Genomic DNA, 15947 nt, shown 5'->3' with positions numbered 1-15947 from the left:
GAAGGAGCAGCCATGGCCGAGGTCGTCGCGGTGATCGCCTCCACGCATCACCCCTTCTACTACCGGGCGAGCACGTCCACCGGGGACGAGCGGCCGCCCTTCGCCGACGAGTGGGTGGCGAAGATCGAACGCTTCCGCGAGACGCTGACCCGAGCGCGCCCCGACGTGCTGGTCATGGTGGGCAGCGACCACTTCCATCAGCTGTGGCTGGACAACATGCCTCAGTTCCTCGTCGGCAAGGCGCCCTTCTACGACGGGAACTTCTACAACGAGGAGCGTGAGTTCGGGCTGCCCCGGATGCTGCTCGACGGGCATCGGGAACTCTCGGGGCACATCCTCCGGCAGGGACTGGACGCCGGATTCGACCTGGCCTTCAGCGAAGAGCTGCGCATCGACCACAGCGTCACGTGCCCGATCATCACGCTGCGGCCCGAGGCGGACCTGCCGATCGTGCCCATATACACGAACATCTTCGCTCCGCCCCTCCCGCAGCCGAAGCGCTTCGTCCAACTGGGCCGGGCAATAAGGGAGATCGTGGAGTCCTGGCCCTCGCAGCAGCGGGTGGCGATCATCGGCACCGGTCACCTGTCACTGGAGCTGGGAGGTCCGCGCCAGTTCGGCGAACACGGGCCCGACCCCGAGTTCGACCGGAAGGCCGTCGACTGGATCGCCAACGGCGACCTCGAGGGCTGCCTGAGCGAGGTGAGCCTCGAGAGCCTGCACGCTCCCGGGAACGCCACTCACGGATTCATGGACTTCATGCTGATGATGGGCGTCGCCGGTGAGAACGCCAAGGCCGACCACGTCGACAGCCTTGACCTCTTCCACACGATGGAGGCCTACTTCACCTGGTATCCGAACGGAGCACCGGCATGAGCAAGTACCTGGTCGACAAGTTCCTCTACACCGTCGACCGCGATCCCGAACTGGTCGAGCGCTACCGGGACGATCCGCGCGGGACCGTCGAGTGGTGGGAAGCAGAGCACGCGGGAAGCATTCTCAACTGCGTACGGGCCGAGACCACGACGTGGCTGAAGTTCGAGCCCGTGGAGCGCGAGGCGCTGGCCGCGCACGACTACCCGAAGCTGTTCGAGCTCGGCGCCCATCCCTTCCTCACGCTCACCCTGTTCATCGCCATGTTCGAGCGGGACCACGAGCCACTGGGGTTCCAGAAGGAATACGCCCGCCGGCTGGCGCACTTCGAGCTGCCCTACCCCGACTACGCGACCTGAGGCAGCAGTGCGAGCAGCCGTCATCGAACGCCACGGCACGGCACCCGCGATCGGGGAACGTCTCCCGCCCGCAGGAGCCGAGGCACATGCGCTGGTCAGCACGACGGCGGCTCCGATCACACCGCTCGACGTCCTGTGTGCCACGGGCACGTCGTACTTCGGCCCGCCACAGCTTCCCTACGTGCCAGGCGTCCAGGGCGTCGGTGTCGTCCAGGACGCCCGGGGCGTGCCCGGCGGGACCCGGGTCTGGTTCCCCACGTCCGCCGGCATGGCGCCGGGCGACGGCAGCATGGCCCAGCAGGTGCTCCTGCCCGAGGCCGAACTCGTGGCGCTCCCGGACGGCGTCGAGGACACGCTGGTGGCGGCGCTGGGGCTGTCCGCCATCGCCGCCTGGGCGGCCCTGACCTGGAAGGCCGGGCTGCAGCCCGGTGAGAAGGTCCTCGTCCTCGGTGGAGGCAGCGTCGTCGGCCAGGTCGCCATCCAGGCCGCCCGGCTTTCCGGCGCGGGCCGGGTCGTGGCGGCGTCCCGTTCGAGCCGCGCGCAGGAGCGGGCGAGGACGTGCGGCGCGGACGCCGTCGTGGCGCTGCGCGACGACGACGAGCCCGACGAGCTGGCCGCGAGCCTCACCAACGCGTGCGCAGGTGACGCCGACGTCGTGATCGACCCCCTGTGCGGTGTGCCGGCCACGGCGGCGCTCCAACTCCTGGCGCCCGGCGGAAGGTTCGTCAACCTCGGCAGCTCGGCCGGTGACAGCGCGACGTTCACCTCCGCCACCCTCCGCAGCCGTTCGGCCCAGCTCCTCGGCTATACGAACAACGAGATCAGCACAGCGCAGAAGGGCGAGGCGCTGCGGGCCCTGCTCCAGCACGCCGTGGCGGGACGCCTCCTGGTCGACCACGAGGTCGTTCCTCTCGACCGGCTCCCCGACGCATGGGAGCGACAGGCACACGGACTTGCCGAACGGCGCATCGTCGTGGACCTCACGGCGCAGGACGGGGACGGGGGGCCCGGCGGGTCGTGAGCGGGGTCGTCACCGGGCCGCCGGAGGGCGCCCGGCTGTGCGCCGCGCCGTGACCGACGGCGATCCGGTACGAGCGGCCTCGCCGCAGGAACAAGCCCATCAGGCCCTTTCGGGCTTGCGGGCCAGCAGGCAGGCGTGCGGTCTGTTCGCCCGTCCGCCGGGCTCCTGCTCCAGCCTCGCGGTGACGACGAGTCCCGCCTGCTCCAGCAGGCCGGCCGTACGGTCCAGAGGCAGGAGGTACGACTCGTAGGACACCGGACGGCCATAGCCCTGGGTCGGCTGCAGCCGTTCGTCGCCGACGTAGTCTCCCCAGAGCAGGCAGCCGCCGGGCGCGAGTGTGCGGTGGAACTCGGCGAACACCGTCGGCAGCCACTGCGGGGGCGTGTGGTGGGTGGAGTACCAGGCCAGGACGCCGCCGAGTTCGTCGTCCCTCGTCTCCAGCGCGGTCATCGAGCCCTCGGTGAAGTGCAGGTTCGGATATGCGGCCCGGGCCAGCGCGATCATCTTCGGCGACAGATCGACGCCGAAGGCGGACACCCCCAGCCCGGCCAGGTGCGCCGTCACCCGGCCGGGGCCGCACCCCAGGTCCGCGACCGGCCCCAGGCCGGCCGTCCGCACGAGCTCGGCGAACCCGGCCAGCATCGCGCGTGACAGCGGGTCCATCTCGGCGGGAGGCGGGACGCGTTCGACGTAATCAGCGGCGACCGTGTCGTACGACTCGCGCGCGGCGGTCAGGAAGGAGGGCTCTGCCATGCGGGCGACCCTAGAAGCCAGGGAACTGACAGACCAGGACACGGCCTTGAGCCGACCTGCGCGGCACGGACACGAACCAGCCCGTTCTGCAGGGAAGTTGGAACACCGCCCGGGGCGAAGCCGGAGCGCGAACGCCGGCTCTCCTCGGACCGCTCCCGTACCGCTGCGGATTTCGTACCTCAACACCCCTGCGGGGACAGGTCAGTTCGTCCACAACGTGAGACGGCACTTTCTTCCAGAGGTCGGACCGGAGAAGAACGAGCCCGGATTCACGGGAGTTGGGCCGGTACGTACACCCGATTTCCTTCACGTGACACAGAAAGTGTCACGTGTTGCTCGAACGGGGTTGTCGCGTACATGGCCCCCTGCGTCTACTGGCGGTCGCACGGAATCCGTCTCCGTCCGTGGAAGGAACCCCCCATGCACCGTCCCCGGAGCAGCCGCAACAAGCGCTCCCTGATCGCACTCGCCGTCGCCGGCGGCTGCGCACTCGCGACATTCGTGGCCGTGCCGGCCAGCGCCGGCACCAGCGACGGCGCGAAGGCCGCCTACCAAGCCTCCTGCCCGGTCGACGCCGAGATAAGCCAGGGGCATCACGAGGGCCATGACGGCGTGGACCTCGCCGCCCCGATCGGCACGCCGATCTTCGCCGCCGGCCCGGGAGAGGTCACCGAGTCCGGTCCCGCCTCCGGCTACGGCCAGTGGGTGCGCATCAAGCACCCCGACGGCTCCGTCACCGAATACGGGCACATGAACGAGCGGTTCGTCCAGGTCGGCGACACCGTGGAGGGCGGCGCCCGGATCGCGTCCGTCGGCAACGAGGGCCAGTCGACCGGCCCGCACCTGCACTTCGAGGTGCACCTCGACGGCGGCACGGGCGTCGGCGACGACCCGCTCGCGTACATGTCCGAGCGCGGTGTCTCCCTCCCCTGCAAGCCCTGAGGCCCTGACCCCCCGATGTCCTGACCGGGTGTTCCGGCCGACGGCGGCGACGTGCCGCCCCGGTCCCGGACCCCGGTCCCGGACCCCGGTCCCGGACCCCGGTCACCCAGGAAAGACGCCGAAGCTCTCCCGGCACCACCACGCGTGCCGTGAACGGCGTACGGGCGTACCACGCCACCCCCCCCGTCACCGGCCGGACCCGGCGCGCCGGCCGGCGGCAGGAGCTTCAATCCCCCCACCACGCGCCGGAGTTGGATCCAGAGAGGCAACAGAGCCGATGAACACACGGAAGAGAGTCCTGGCAGCGGCCGTCGGCGGCGCGCTCGTGGCGAGCCTGGCGGTGGCGACGCAGCAGGCCACTGCCGCGCCCCCCGCCGAAGAACCCACGATGAACGAGGCGTTCACGCTGGCGGCCGAGGAGTTCGACGTGCCGCGCAGCCTCCTCGTCTCCGTGGGCTACGCCGAGACACACCTCGACGGTCACAAGGGCAAGCCCAGCCAGGACAACGGTTTCGGCGTCATGCACCTGGTCAGCAACCCCGAGCGGAAGACCCTCGAGCAGGCCGCCGAGGTCACCGGCGAATCGAAGGCCGATCTGAAGAAGAACGACGCCGCCAACATCCGCGGCGGCGCCGCCGTCCTCCGCGCCAAGGCCGACAAGGCCGGCCTGAAGGCCGCCGACCGCAAGCGCGTCGAGGCCTGGTACCCGGCGGTCGCGGCCTACGGCGGTGCCGAGAGCGCCTCGCTCAAGCGCCTGTACGCCGACGCCGCCTACGACTTCGTCAGCAAGGGCATCCCGGCCAAGGGCACCGAGGTCCGCATGTCCGCGGAGAAGGTCACGCCCGAGCGCGGCAAGCTCGCGAAGGCCGCGGCCCCCGGCACCGGCACCAAGAGCGACGACTACCCGCCGGCGATCTGGAACCCGGCCGACCCGGCGAACTACAACACCGGCCGGAGCGCCGCGATCTCCCAGGTCATCGTCCACGTGACCCAGGGCGCGTACGCCGGCACGATCAGCTGGTTCAAGAACCCCGAGGCCGAGGTCAGCGCACACTACGTGGTGCGCTCCTCCGACGGCGAGATCACGCAGATGGTGCGCGACGCCGACACCGCATGGCACGCCAGGAGCGGCAACGCCTCCGGCATCGGCATCGAGCACGAGGGCTTCGTCGACGACCCGTCGTGGTTCACCGACGCCATGTACCGCTCCTCGGCGGCGCTGACGAAGCACCTGTGCGACAAGCACGGCATCCCGAAGGACCGTGCGCACATCGTGGGCCACAACGAGGTTCCCGGAAACGACCACACGGACCCCGGTCCCAACTGGAACTGGGACACGTACATGGGCTACGTGAACAGCTGACGGACGAGCGGCGCCGCGGCGCCGCCGAACCGTGACTCGGTGACCCGGCCGACCGCCGGGCCGCCGAGTCGTCCATACGAGGGCCCCCGGGGGCACTCCGGGAGCCGGGCCCGGAGCCCGGGGGCCCTCAGCCGTTCCCGGGCCGCGGCGTTCTCGTTCCCGGGCCTGAACCGTCGCCGGGTCCGCCGGCTTTCTTGGGCCGCGGCCGTTCTCGGGCCGCGGCCGTTCTCAGCAGCTCAGCCCTTGTGGCCCGCCCCTACGCGAGGTCCGGCAGCTCCTCGCCCTGCACCGCCTGCACGTCCAGCTCGATCCTGAGCTTCGTGCCGATCGCCGCGATCCCGGCCGCCAGGATCTGGTTGTAGTTCATCGCGAACTCCTCGCGCTTCAGCTCAGCCGTCGCGCGGAAGGCGGCCCGTGTGCCTCCCCACGGGTCGGGCCCGTATCCCAGGTACGTCAGGTTCAGCGAGACGTCCCGTACGACTCCGTGCATCGCGAGCCAGCCGTGCACCGTCCAGCGGTCGGTGCCCGCCGGCTCGATGGCGTGGCTGCGGTAGGTCAGCTGCGGGTGACGCTCGACGTTCAGGAAGTCCTCCGAGCGCAGATGCGCGTCGCGGATGCTGTTGCCCGTATCGATGCTCGCGGCCTGGATGACGGCCTCCACCGAGGACTTCTCGGGCTCCTCGTCGATCTCGATGCGGGCCTGGAAGTCGGTGAAGCGGCCGTGCACGCTGGATATCCCCAGGTGCTGTGCCGTGGCACCCACCGTCGAGTGGACGGGGTCCACGGTCCACGGGCCGGGCGGCGGCAGTTCGGTGCCTCCCTGCCGTACGAGTAGGAGCACCCCCAGGTCCGCTCTGCCGGAGGCGGTGACGAGCGCCGTGGCCGCGGCGGGCGCATAGCCGAGAGCGGTGGCGATCACCGTGTACGGGCCCGCGGGCAGTGCCTCCTCGCTCTGTGCGAGGCCGTCCTCGTCGGCTTCCACACGGAGGACCTGAACTCCCGTCATGTCGGTGACGGTCAGCACGGCGTGCTGTACCGGCCACCCTTCACGGGTGTGGATCTGCGCCCGTACGCCTGCGCCTGCCATCTGTCGATTCGCTCCTTCTCGCTCGGGCCCGGTCTGTCCGGCCCGCCCCGTGACGAACCCGGGAACCGGGGGCGTCCCGCCCGGCGCCCCGGCCCAGTCTTCCTTCCGCGTCGCCGACGCGGGAAGTGCGTTGCGGGATCTTCCGGTTCGGCTCCGCGCACCTCTTGGTCCCGTGCGCGGGCGGCGTCCGCTTTGTGTCCCTTCCGCGCCGCTTCCGGCCGCCCGGGCACCCCGCGAACCGCTCAGGGGCGCCCGGACGACGGGACGGGTATCACTCGTCCGGGTGGTGCAGCTCGATGTCGTGGGAGTCCGGACCGCTGCTGTCGACGCTCAGCGCGCGGGCCACCGGCGGGTAGCCGCTGGCGATGATCGAGTACTCGCCCGCGTCGAGGTCCGTGAAGCCGTACGCGCCGTCCTCACCGGTCGTGGCGGTGGCGACCACGTTCCCCGCCGCGTCGACGAGCGTCACCCGCGCGTCCGCGAGCGGACTGGCGTCGACACCGGCTCGGATGACGCCCTGCACGCGGGCGCCCGCCTTCAGCTCGACGTCGACGCGGGTGATGCCCTGCCCCTCGATGTCCACGGGCCGTGCGACGGGCCGGAAACCGGGCGCGTTGACCGCCAGTGTGAACGTCCCGGTGACCAGCTCGTCGAAGGCGAACTCGCCGCGCTCACCGGTGCGTCCGGTGGCCAGCACCTCGCCGCGCTCGTCCGTGACGACGACCATCGCCGAGCGCACCGGCTGCCCGTCGCCCGAGCCGCGTACACGCCCCGCGAGTCCGCTGGTGGCCGCCAGCAGCACGTCGTGGCTGAGCGGCTCGTCGCCGACGGTGAGCGTCGTCGCCTGCGGCTGGTGGCCGTCGGCGGCGGCGATCAGAACGTAGGTCCCGGGCCCGGGGGTGTCCATGCCGTAGCGGCCGTCCGCTCGTGCCACCGACCGGCCGAGTTGACGCCCGCTCAGCGAGATGAGCGTCACGGCGGCACGCGGCACCCCGTTGCCCTCCGCGTTCCGGACGGTGCCGAGCACGCAGTGCCGGGTGCCGGCCAGGGGCTCGTCGGCCTCGGTCGGGCCGGGCTCCGCGGGCTGGTACCCAGGCGGAATGAAGTCGCCGGCGTCGCCCTGGGGGGCCGTTCCGCCCGCGAACGCGTCGTCCTGCTGCCGGAGTCCGGCCGCGGCGGCGTCGCCCTGGCTCATGCCCGGCTTCGTCTTGAGCGGCACCTCCTTCACGCACAGCACCAGCAGCAGGCCCAGCAGTGCCACGGGCGCCGCATACAGGTAGATGTCGCCTATGCCGTGCCCGTACGCGGACTCGATGACGTCGCGTACCGGTGCGGGAAGCTTCGCGAGGTCGGGGATCTCGCTGCCGGCGCCGCCCGTCGGGCCGCCGTGCTGCACGCCCAGCTTGTCCAGGCCGTCGTCGACGTAGTCCGAGATGCGGTGGGCGAGGACCGCGCCGAGCACGGAGACACCCACGGCACCGCCGAGCGAGCGGAAGAAGTTCACCGACGAGCTGGCCGCGCCCAGGTCCGTGGCCTCCACCTGGTTCTGGGTGGCGAGGACGAGGTTCTGCATCATCATGCCGACGCCGACGCCCACTCCGCCCATGAAGAGCGCCAGATGCCAGTACTCGGTGTCGTGCCGCATCGTGCCCAGCAGGCCGAGGCCCGCGGTCAGCAGCACACCGCCGGAGCAGAGCCAGATCTTCCACTTGCCCGTACGGCTGATGACCAGCCCGGAGAGGGTCGTGGAGAGGAACATCCCGAGAATCATCGGGATCGTCATGACGCCCGCCATCGTGGGCGATTCGCCGCGCGCCAGCTGGAAGTACTGGCTGAGGTAGACCGTCGCGCCGAACATCGCGATGCCGACGAACATGGAGGCCAGCGACGTCAGTGCGATGGTGCGGTTGCGGAAGAGCCTGAGCGGGATGATCGGTTCCTTCGCCCTGGACTCGACGAGGACGAACAGCAGGGTCAGCAGCAGCGAGCCGCCGACCATCGCGTAGCTCTCCCACGACAGCCAGGCGTACTTGTCGCCGGCGAATGTCACCCAGACCAGCAGCAGGGAGGCGGCCGACGCGACGAGGAGGGCGCCGCCCCAGTCGATCTTCACCTTGCGCTTGATCACCGGCAGATGCAGCGTCTTCTGCAGCAGCAGCAGCGCGATGACGGCGAACGGGATGCCCGCGTAGAAGCACCAGCGCCAGCCCAGCCAGTCGGTGTCGGTGATGACGCCGCCCAGAAGCGGCCCGCTCACCATCGCGACGGCGAAGGACGCACCGATGTAGCCGGTGTAACGGCCGCGCTCCCTCGGGGAGATCATCGCGGCGATCACGGTCTGGGTCAGGGCGGAGATGCCGCCCATGCCTATGCCCTGCACGGCACGCGAGGCGATCAGCATGCCCGTGTTCTGCGCGAGACCGGCGCTGGCCGAGGCGAGCACGAAGACGACGATGGCCGTCTGTATCAGCGCCTTCTTGCTGAACAGGTCCGCGAGCTTGCCCCACAGCGGGGTCGACGCGGTCATGGTCAGCAGCGACGCCGTCACCACCCAGGTGTACGAACTCTGCCCGCCCCCGAGATCCGAGACGATCTTGGGGAGGGCGTTGGCGACGATCGTCGAGGACAGGATGGCGACGAACATGCCGAGCAGCAGCCCGGACAGCGCCTCCATGATCTGCCGGTGCGTCATGGGCACGGCGCCCCCCGGTCCGGAGGAGGCTGACGCGTGGTCCTGCGAAGCGTCGCCCACCCCGCCTCCGGAGCCGGCGCCCTGCACACCGGATGGTGTGGTCGTGGCCATTCTTTCCCTAACTCTTCCTCAGTGCGGTGCAGTAACTCTTCGTCTGCTGTGGTCGCCGCGACAGCTGCGGTCGATGCCGTCGCTCTGCTCGCTGCGGTCGGTGGCTGTACGGGCCGGGCCGGTCGCGCCGTCCCCGGGCTCCGTCGTCCGGGCCGGCCGGCCCGGCGGGTGCCGCCCCGTCGCGACCGGGGCTCGGCGGTCTTCGAAGCCTCCCCGCGGGCGTCCCGGCATCTCCTTCAGCGTGCGATGTCCTCCCCGGTGTCCTCGGTCCGGTCGTGAAGAAGCCCTCCAGGGTCCCGGTCGTGGCCTCGGAGAGCGTGTCCAGTTGTCGGGCGCCCCGCTCGGTGAGGCGCGGCAGCCGGGCGCGTCCGTCCCCGCGGGCCGGGCGCGCTCGCTCCACCCACGCTCCACCGTGTGCGACGTGGCGACTGGTGACAGACATGTCTACCGCCATCGGCTCCGCGAGACGACCCATACGCATCTCGTCCGGTGTGAAGATGCGTCAACACCGCGGCGGGGACGGCCGGTCGGACGTCCGGCGGCCCCGCACGGGCTTCCGCCGGACGAAGCCGGCGCCGGTCCGGTTTCCGGGCCGGTCCCTCATATCCGCTGGTGCGGCCCGTACGGACATCGTCGTCGACAATTCGTTGCTTTGGGCAACTATAATTTGCGGCAGTTGCCGTACGCAAATGATCAGGACGCAAGCGGAGGCAAAGAATCAGCAAAGAGCCGTGGTTTCCGCGGCCCGGCTCCGGTCCTGACCGCCGGGCCGGGGCTGTCCCCGCCCTCAGGACGTTCGCTATCGTCCTGCCCCATGGCTCACAACCCGCATGCACCGCAAGGCCCGGACCCGTCCCAGGACGCGGCCGGCAGCACACAGATGTTCCGCGCGTTCGTCGACGAGGAGAGCGGCGGCGCGGGCGCACAGCGACACGGCGCACCGGAGATGTCCTCCTCCGGCCCCCGGATGGGCATCGTCCTCGCTGTCGTCGCCGGTATCGCGGTTGTCGCGGCCGCGGTCTACCTGGCCGTGGCCTGACGGAGCCCGTTCCTTCCGTACCCGCGTCCCTTGTGCGCGTTCCTTTCGTACTCGCGCAGTCGCGCCGTGGCCACGCCATGCTTGCGCCGGCCACGCCATGCCTGCGCCGCAATCGCGTGCGGAGCGGGCCCGGCCCCGGGCACCCGTCCTGGAACGCACCCGGTGCCGGCCGGTGTCGTCGGGACGTGCCGCACGCCGGGCCCTTCCACCCGGCGAGTGGCACGAAGGGAGGCCCGTACGTCACCGGCGCGTACGGGCGGAGCGCACACGCCGGCGCTCACTCCTCCGCGATCAGCCCCTCACGCAGCTGCGCCAGCGTGCGCGTCAGCAGCCGCGAGACGTGCATCTGCGAGATGCCGACCTCCTCGCCGATCTGTGACTGCGTCATGTTGGCGAAGAAGCGCAGCATGATGATCTGCCGCTCGCGCGGGGGGAGTTTGGCGAGCAGCGGCTTGAGCGACTCGCGGTACTCCACGCCCTCCAGCGCGCTGTCCTCGTAGCCGAGCCGGTCCGCGAGCGAGCCCTCGCCGCCGTCCTCCTCCAGTGCGGGGGAGTCCAGGGAGGAGGCGGTGTAGGCGTTTCCGACGGCCAGCCCGTCGACGACGTCCTCCTCCGACACCCCGAGGGCGTGGGCGAGTTCGGGGACGGTCGGGGAGCGGTCCAGCGTCTGCGACAGCTCGTCGCTCGCCTTCGTGAGCGCCAGGCGCAGCTCCTGAAGCCGCCGCGGGACCCGCACCGACCAGGATGTGTCGCGGAAGAAGCGCTTGATCTCGCCGACCACCGTCGGCATGGCGAACGTCGGGAACTCCACGCCCCGCTCGGCGTCGAAGCGGTCGATCGCCTTGATCAGGCCGATCGTGCCGACCTGGACGATGTCCTCCATGGGCTCGTTGCGGCTGCGGAAGCGCGCCGCGGCATACCTCACCAGGGGGAGGTTGAGCTCGATGAGCGTGTCGCGCACGTACGTGCGCTCGAGGCTGGGGGCATCTCCCGAGCCGCCTGGCTCAGGGGAAGCCTTCGAGAGCGTGGCGAGCCGCAGGAAGAGCGAGCGCGAGAGGGTGCGCGTGTCGATGGCATCGTGGTCTGCGGGGGCCTCGGGGGCTCCCAAGGCGTCGACGTCGTCGGTCGTGTTCTCGGTGAGCACCTTCGAGCTGCCCAGTTCTACGGACATGCCACCCCCTTGAGGTCGCGGACGGTTCGCAGCGGCGCCCTCGTGTGAGGGAGGCACCTCCCCCTGCATACCGGAAGCGCCGTCGCGTCAAACGCAGCTCTTGCAGAATGTCACAAGTAGGCAACGCGACGTAGCCCCATGTCGATAAAACTGCACAGCTGAGGAAGTTGGGTCGCCAACTTGCCTCATTCTGCTCGGTTATGCCTCGATTCGATTTGCGGCCCGGAGCCGGGCGAAGCTGCGTGACAGAAGTCGCGACACGTGCATTTGGGACACACCCAACTCGGCGCTGATCTGTGACTGCGTCAGGTTCCGGTAGTAGCGCAGGAGCAGGATGCGCTGTTCGCGCTCCGGCAGCTGGACGAGCAGGTGCCGTACGAGGTCGCGGTGTTCGACACCGTCCAGTTCCGGGTCCTCGTAGCCGAGGCGGTCGAGCAGGCCCGGCAGGCCGTCCTCACGTTCCTGCGCCGCCTCCAACGACGTTGCGCGGTAGGAGCGTCCGGCCTCGATGCAGGCGAGCACCTCCTCCTCGGTGAGCTTCAGGCGCTCCGCGATCTCGGCGGTGGTGGGCGAGCGTCCCATCGCCGTGGTCAGGTCCTCCGTGGCGCTGCTGACCTGCACCCACATCTCGTGCAGGCGTCTCGGCACGTGCACCGTGCGGACGTTGTCGCGGAAGTACCGCCGGATCTCCCCGATGATCGTCGGCATGGCGAACGTCGGGAACTGCACGCCGCGGTCGGCGTCGAAGCGGTCGATGGCGTTGATGAGTCCGATGGTGCCGACCTGGACGACGTCCTCCATGGGCTCGTTGCGGCTGCGGAAGCGTGCCGCGACGTAGCGCACCAGGGGAAGATTGGCCTCGATGAGTGCGGTGCGCACTCGTTCGTGTCCGGCGGTGCCGGGTTTCTGGTCGGCCAGCTGCTCGAAGAGCTCCTGGGTCAGCGCCCGGGCCTCCGCGCTGCGACTCTCGCGGGTCTGGGTCGCCGCCACTCAGCCACCACCTCTTCGGGTCCGGGTCTGTTTTGATCCACGCATCGGCCAAAAGCGGTCATAGCATCACAAGACATGTGCAACGTGCGCAAGCACCGTAAATTGCCGTGTTGGTGCGGAGTTGAGCAATTTCACCGGTGCCTGTACGGACTGCCGAGCGCGGATGCGCGTACGGCGCGCGGGGGCGCGCGGCGCCCGGCCCTGCGGGAGCGCGGGGAGATGGGCGCTCGCATCGGTGACGGGCGAGGGCCGAATGCCGAAAGCCGTCGGCACGTCCAGGCGTGCCCGTGCCCGCGGGGCACCTGCACTGCGCCGGCGGCATGCCCGTCCGTGGGGGGCCGCTGTGGCTGCGGGACCTGGGGGCTGCGGTGAAACGGGAGCGGTTGCGCCCTCAGGGCGCTACCTGATCACCTCGGTCATGAAGTTGCCCACTCCCTGAGCGGCGCTGGATATCCCCTCGAAGCCGATCTGGACGAGATCCGCGGCCCTTGCGGGGGAGGTGATGATCGTATACAGAGCGAACACGGTGAGGACGTAGATCGCGACCTTCTTCGCCTGCACCATCCAGCTCCTCCCTGGGCTGCCCGTCCCCCTCTTAGCAGTCGGGTGAGTCTAACCACCGGTGCGGGCGGCACGATCCATACGTACGGCGGCAAAGCGGCCGTAATCAGGGCTCTTTGACCAGAGCTGCACGCGTCGTTCCCCGATCGTTGCACCGGGTTCACATGCCGTGCCCGTCCGAGGGGGGCCGGAGACGTGCGCCGACGGGCTCCGCGCCGTGTGCGTCTCCGCGGCCGCCCGCGTCACGTCTGGTGCTCCACTGGCCTCCCGCGGGGGAGCCGCCGGGCGGGGCGGCCGGCCCGGCGCGCCCCGTGTCAGCGACGGCGGGGCCGGCTGCCGCTCAGCGCGTCCCTGGCCCGGTCCACGAGCGACTCGAAGGGGGCGGCCGCCCACTGCGCCGCCGCCGCTCCCGCCGTGGCGGGATGCGGATGCGTGGGCGCGGTCCTCTCCGCCCTCAGCAGCCTCCTGCCCATCTTCTGCCGCTGATCCTGCGAGCAGCCGTCGCGTACTGCGGGGAACTCCTCCAGCTCCTCACTGTCCGCGTGATCGCGGAAGGCCTTCTCGAACTCCGTGAGCTTCGCCTCGAATTGGGAACGTCCCGGGTTCATCTGCTCCAGCCCGGCGAGGATCCGCTCGGCCTCCCTCTCCTCCGCGTTGCGGGCCGCCGCTTCGTCCTCCCCCGCGGTTCTCCGCGCGACGGGCCGCAGGATCATCTCCTCGGCCGCCTCGTGCACGGCCAACAGGGCCCTGAGTTCACCGAACTTCGTTCGCTTCGCGTCGCCCAGCGTCACGTGCACCTCTGCCAACAGCTCCCGGATTCGGGCGTGTTGGGTCAACAGGATGCCGATGATGTCGTCCTGCGGGAGCTTCGCCGCCTCTGCGCGTTCAAGTGCTGCGTTGCTCACGGGGACCACCCTCCGTCCGCCGCCGGCTTCGCGCCGTCGTTCCGTGCCGTGCCGGAGTGCCGCGCGGCGGCAATCGTCTCGCTCGCGTTTCGGGTCACCTCGCCCCGCCCGCGCAAACACCGCCGGGGGCCGGGGGCCGGGGGCCGGAGGCCGGGGCAGGCCGCCGCCCGCCCGGGTGCCGGTCGCCGGTCGCCGCCGCCGCCCGCCCGGGTGCCGGTCGCCGGGTCGCCGCCGCCGTGCGTGCCCGCCGAGCCGGGCCGCTCGTCCGGGCTGCGCCGAACGGCTCCTCCGGTCGCGGCACTGATCGCCGGATCGTACGTTCCTGGGAGCTCGATCATTCGTCCCCGCCGGTGATGAGCACGCCGTCGCCGACGGTGCCGCGTCCCGCTTCGCCGGGGACGGAAGGAGGAGTCCGCATGGGCGTCGTTTCCCCCGGTTTCCGGGGCCGGGCGCGCGAGTCGTCGCGACGGCTGCCGCCGGGACAGTACGAGACGCACGACTTTCCCGTGCTCTCGGCCGGGCCGACGCCGCGGATCGCAAAGGAGGACTGGGAGTTCACCGTGACCACGGAGACAGGCGACCGGCACTCCTGGAACTGGGCCGAACTGACCGCGCTGCCCGCCGAGAACCCCACGGTGGACCTGCACTGCGTGACGAAGTGGTCGAAGTTCGGCACGACTTGGCAGGGCGCCTCCCTGGACGTGCTGCTGGCGGACGTGGAGACCGCCGCGGACTTCGCCATGGTCACCTCCTACGGCGGCTACACGGCCGATCTGCCGCTGGAGGACCTGCTGGACGGCCGGGCCTGGATCGCCTACGGCTACGAGGGCGACGACATCCCGCCGGAGCACGGCGGTCCCGCCCGGCTGCTGGTCCCCCACCTGTACTTCTGGAAGTCGGCGAAGTGGGTGGACGGCATCCGCCTGCTCACGCAGGACGAGCCCGGTTTCTGGGAGAGCCTCGGCTACCACGACTACGGAGACCCATGGCGCGAGCAGCGGTACCAGGGCGACTAGGACGGGGCCCGGGACAGGACGTGGGCACCCGCCTGCGCTGGCGGGTCGCCACGCTCCTGGAGCGTAGGGCGGAGAACGGGACGGCGAGCACGCTGGTGCTGGACGTGCCGGACTGGCCCGGTCACCTCGCCGGACAGCACGTCGACGTGCGGCTGACCGCGGAGGACGGCTACAGCGCCCAGCGAAGCTACTCGCTGGCCTCGGCACCCGGCGGGCGCCATGTCGAGATCACCGTGCAGCGGGTCGCCGACGGCGAAGTCTCCCCGTACCTGGTCGACCAGCTCGCGGTCGGTGACCCGATGGAACTGCGCGGACCGGTCGGGGGCTGGTTCGTGTGGTCCCCCGGGCAGGCCGGGTCCGTCCTGCTGCTGGGCGGCGGCTCCGGCGTCGTGCCGCTCATGTCCATGATCCGGGCCAGGCGTGCGGCCGCCGACCCGGCGCCGTTCCGCCTGCTGCACTCCGTCCGCGGGCCGGACGACCGGTACTTCATGTCCGAACTGGCGCGCGGCGACCCCGGCCTGGAGACGGAGTTCCTCTACACACGGACCTCTCCGGACGGACGGGCACGCCGGCCCGGCCGGATCGGCAGGGAGGACATCAGCGCCTTCGCGTGGCCGCCGGAGACGTCGCCGATGTGCTACGTCTGCGGCCCCACCGGGTTCGTCGAGGCCGCGGCGGATCTGCTCCTCGACCTGGGTCACGACCCCGACCGCATCCGCACCGAACGATTCGGCCCCAGTGGAGGCTGACATGAACCAGCAACCCGACGGCGACGAACACCAGGACGGCAACGCGCTGGCCGGCCCGCTCTCCGAGATCTTCGCCGTCGACATGACCGGCGCGCTCGGCCGCTGCGCGAACTGCGGCGCCACCGAGCCGGTGGCCCGGCTGCGCGTCTACAGCCGGGCACCCGGACTGGTCGGACGGTGCCCCCACTGCGGCCACGTCGTGTTCCGCATGATGCGCTCCCCGGACGACGCGTGGCTCGACCTGCGCGGCACCACGGTTCTGCGCATCCCTCTGCCGTCCTGAACGGACCGGTGACGTGGCACGACGACGACGCC

General features: G+C 70.8%; 15 protein-coding genes and 1 pseudogene. 9 read left to right on the top strand and 7 right to left on the bottom strand.

Annotated features, from left to right (window positions below; translation table 11 throughout):
• Positions 1-12 precede the first annotated feature (12 nt).
• From EV375_RS17685 to EV375_RS17675, 3 genes are read left to right on the top strand one after another with little or no spacing between them, the layout of a single operon-like run.
• Complete coding sequence (locus EV375_RS17685) at positions 13-876, top strand: DODA-type extradiol aromatic ring-opening family dioxygenase (RefSeq protein WP_130300283.1); 864 nt, start codon at positions 13-15, stop codon at positions 874-876.
• Positions 873-1232, top strand: a complete 360-nt coding sequence (locus tag EV375_RS17680; RefSeq protein WP_130300282.1) for a hypothetical protein — start codon at positions 873-875, stop codon at positions 1230-1232. The genes EV375_RS17685 and EV375_RS17680 overlap by 4 nt, the downstream gene beginning before the upstream one ends.
• Positions 1233-1239: 7 nt before the next feature.
• Positions 1240-2253: a quinone oxidoreductase family protein gene (locus EV375_RS17675; RefSeq protein WP_486588547.1), complete on the top strand. Its 1014-nt coding sequence runs from the start codon at positions 1240-1242 to the stop codon at positions 2251-2253.
• A 99-nt stretch (positions 2254-2352) separates the two neighbouring features.
• Here the strand turns inward: EV375_RS17675 and EV375_RS17670 are convergent, their stop codons facing one another.
• Complete coding sequence (locus tag EV375_RS17670) at positions 2353-3006, bottom strand: class I SAM-dependent methyltransferase (protein WP_130300281.1); 654 nt, start codon at positions 3004-3006, stop codon at positions 2353-2355.
• A 420-nt stretch (positions 3007-3426) separates the two neighbouring features.
• Between EV375_RS17670 and EV375_RS17665 the strand changes: the two genes are divergently transcribed.
• Positions 3427-3948, top strand: coding sequence for a M23 family metallopeptidase (locus tag EV375_RS17665; protein WP_130300280.1), 522 nt, complete (start codon positions 3427-3429; stop codon positions 3946-3948).
• 277 nt (positions 3949-4225) lie between these two features.
• A pseudogene (locus tag EV375_RS17660) lies at positions 4226-5302 on the top strand (N-acetylmuramoyl-L-alanine amidase); the annotation flags it as partial.
• A gap of 265 nt (positions 5303-5567) precedes the next feature.
• Here the strand turns inward: EV375_RS17660 and EV375_RS17655 are convergent.
• Positions 5568-6398: a YceI family protein gene (locus tag EV375_RS17655; RefSeq protein WP_130300278.1), complete on the bottom strand. Its 831-nt coding sequence runs from the start codon at positions 6396-6398 to the stop codon at positions 5568-5570.
• A gap of 271 nt (positions 6399-6669) precedes the next feature.
• The gene (locus EV375_RS17650) at positions 6670-9090 is read right to left on the bottom strand and encodes an MFS transporter (RefSeq protein ID WP_130301925.1); all 2421 of its coding nucleotides are present in this window, start codon (positions 9088-9090) and stop codon (positions 6670-6672) included.
• Between the two features lie 925 nt (positions 9091-10015).
• On the opposite strand from EV375_RS17650, the gene EV375_RS17645 reads away from it, so the two are divergent.
• Positions 10016-10240, top strand: coding sequence for a hypothetical protein (locus tag EV375_RS17645; RefSeq protein WP_055484565.1), 225 nt, complete (start codon positions 10016-10018; stop codon positions 10238-10240).
• Between the two features lie 277 nt (positions 10241-10517).
• Here EV375_RS17645 and EV375_RS17640 read toward each other — a convergent pair whose 3' ends face one another.
• The 4 genes from EV375_RS17640 to EV375_RS17630 all read right to left on the bottom strand — a co-directional run bounded on the left by EV375_RS17640 (position 10518) and on the right by EV375_RS17630 (position 13867).
• Positions 10518-11411, bottom strand: coding sequence for an RNA polymerase sigma factor SigF (locus EV375_RS17640; protein WP_130300277.1), 894 nt, complete (start codon positions 11409-11411; stop codon positions 10518-10520).
• Positions 11412-11609: 198 nt separating this feature from the next.
• Complete coding sequence (locus EV375_RS17635) at positions 11610-12401, bottom strand: RNA polymerase sigma factor SigF (protein WP_130300276.1); 792 nt, start codon at positions 12399-12401, stop codon at positions 11610-11612.
• A gap of 399 nt (positions 12402-12800) precedes the next feature.
• Positions 12801-12965: a hypothetical protein gene (locus EV375_RS29185; RefSeq protein ID WP_165434764.1), complete on the bottom strand. Its 165-nt coding sequence runs from the start codon at positions 12963-12965 to the stop codon at positions 12801-12803.
• Between the two features lie 311 nt (positions 12966-13276).
• Positions 13277-13867 carry a hemerythrin domain-containing protein gene (locus EV375_RS17630; RefSeq protein WP_130300275.1) on the bottom strand — a complete coding sequence of 197 codons (591 nt, stop codon included), beginning with the start codon at positions 13865-13867 and terminating at the stop codon, positions 13277-13279.
• 416 nt (positions 13868-14283) lie between these two features.
• Between EV375_RS17630 and EV375_RS17625 the strand changes: the two genes are divergently transcribed.
• From EV375_RS17625 to EV375_RS17615, 3 genes are read left to right on the top strand one after another with little or no spacing between them, the layout of a single operon-like run.
• Positions 14284-14883, top strand: coding sequence for a sulfite oxidase-like oxidoreductase (locus tag EV375_RS17625; RefSeq protein WP_130300274.1), 600 nt, complete (start codon positions 14284-14286; stop codon positions 14881-14883).
• Positions 14853-15632, top strand: coding sequence for a ferredoxin reductase (locus EV375_RS17620; protein ID WP_130300273.1), 780 nt, complete (start codon positions 14853-14855; stop codon positions 15630-15632). The genes EV375_RS17625 and EV375_RS17620 overlap by 31 nt, the downstream gene beginning before the upstream one ends.
• 1 nt (position 15633) lies before the next feature.
• A complete protein-coding gene (locus EV375_RS17615) occupies positions 15634-15915 on the top strand; it encodes a DUF6510 family protein (RefSeq protein WP_130300272.1) in 282 nt (93 codons plus the stop codon).
• Positions 15916-15947: the final 32 nt, after the last annotated feature.

The organism is Streptomyces sp. CNZ301 (assembly GCF_004217425.1).
The sequence above is the reverse complement of the archived record's forward strand: the minus strand, read 5'-3'. Positions and strand labels throughout refer to the sequence as shown.

Excerpts from the sequence above, each read along its gene's own strand:
- EV375_RS17685 (WP_130300283.1), top strand. The coding sequence starts at position 13 with ATGGCCGAGGTCGTCGCGGTGATCGCCTCCACGCATCACCCCTTCTAC.
- EV375_RS17680 (WP_130300282.1), top strand. The coding sequence starts at position 873 with ATGAGCAAGTACCTGGTCGACAAGTTCCTCTACACCGTCGACCGCGAT.
- EV375_RS17670 (WP_130300281.1), bottom strand. The coding sequence starts at position 3,006 with ATGGCAGAGCCCTCCTTCCTGACCGCCGCGCGCGAGTCGTACGACACG.
- EV375_RS17665 (WP_130300280.1), top strand. The coding sequence starts at position 3,427 with ATGCACCGTCCCCGGAGCAGCCGCAACAAGCGCTCCCTGATCGCACTC.
- EV375_RS17655 (WP_130300278.1), bottom strand. The coding sequence starts at position 6,398 with ATGGCAGGCGCAGGCGTACGGGCGCAGATCCACACCCGTGAAGGGTGG.
- EV375_RS17650 (WP_130301925.1), bottom strand. The coding sequence starts at position 9,090 with ATGACGCACCGGCAGATCATGGAGGCGCTGTCCGGGCTGCTGCTCGGC.
- EV375_RS17645 (WP_055484565.1), top strand. The coding sequence starts at position 10,016 with ATGGCTCACAACCCGCATGCACCGCAAGGCCCGGACCCGTCCCAGGAC.
- EV375_RS17640 (WP_130300277.1), bottom strand. The coding sequence starts at position 11,411 with ATGTCCGTAGAACTGGGCAGCTCGAAGGTGCTCACCGAGAACACGACC.
- EV375_RS29185 (WP_165434764.1), bottom strand. The coding sequence starts at position 12,965 with ATGGTGCAGGCGAAGAAGGTCGCGATCTACGTCCTCACCGTGTTCGCT.
- EV375_RS17625 (WP_130300274.1), top strand. The coding sequence starts at position 14,284 with ATGGGCGTCGTTTCCCCCGGTTTCCGGGGCCGGGCGCGCGAGTCGTCG.
- EV375_RS17620 (WP_130300273.1), top strand. The coding sequence starts at position 14,853 with ATGGCGCGAGCAGCGGTACCAGGGCGACTAGGACGGGGCCCGGGACAG.
- EV375_RS17615 (WP_130300272.1), top strand. The coding sequence starts at position 15,634 with ATGAACCAGCAACCCGACGGCGACGAACACCAGGACGGCAACGCGCTG.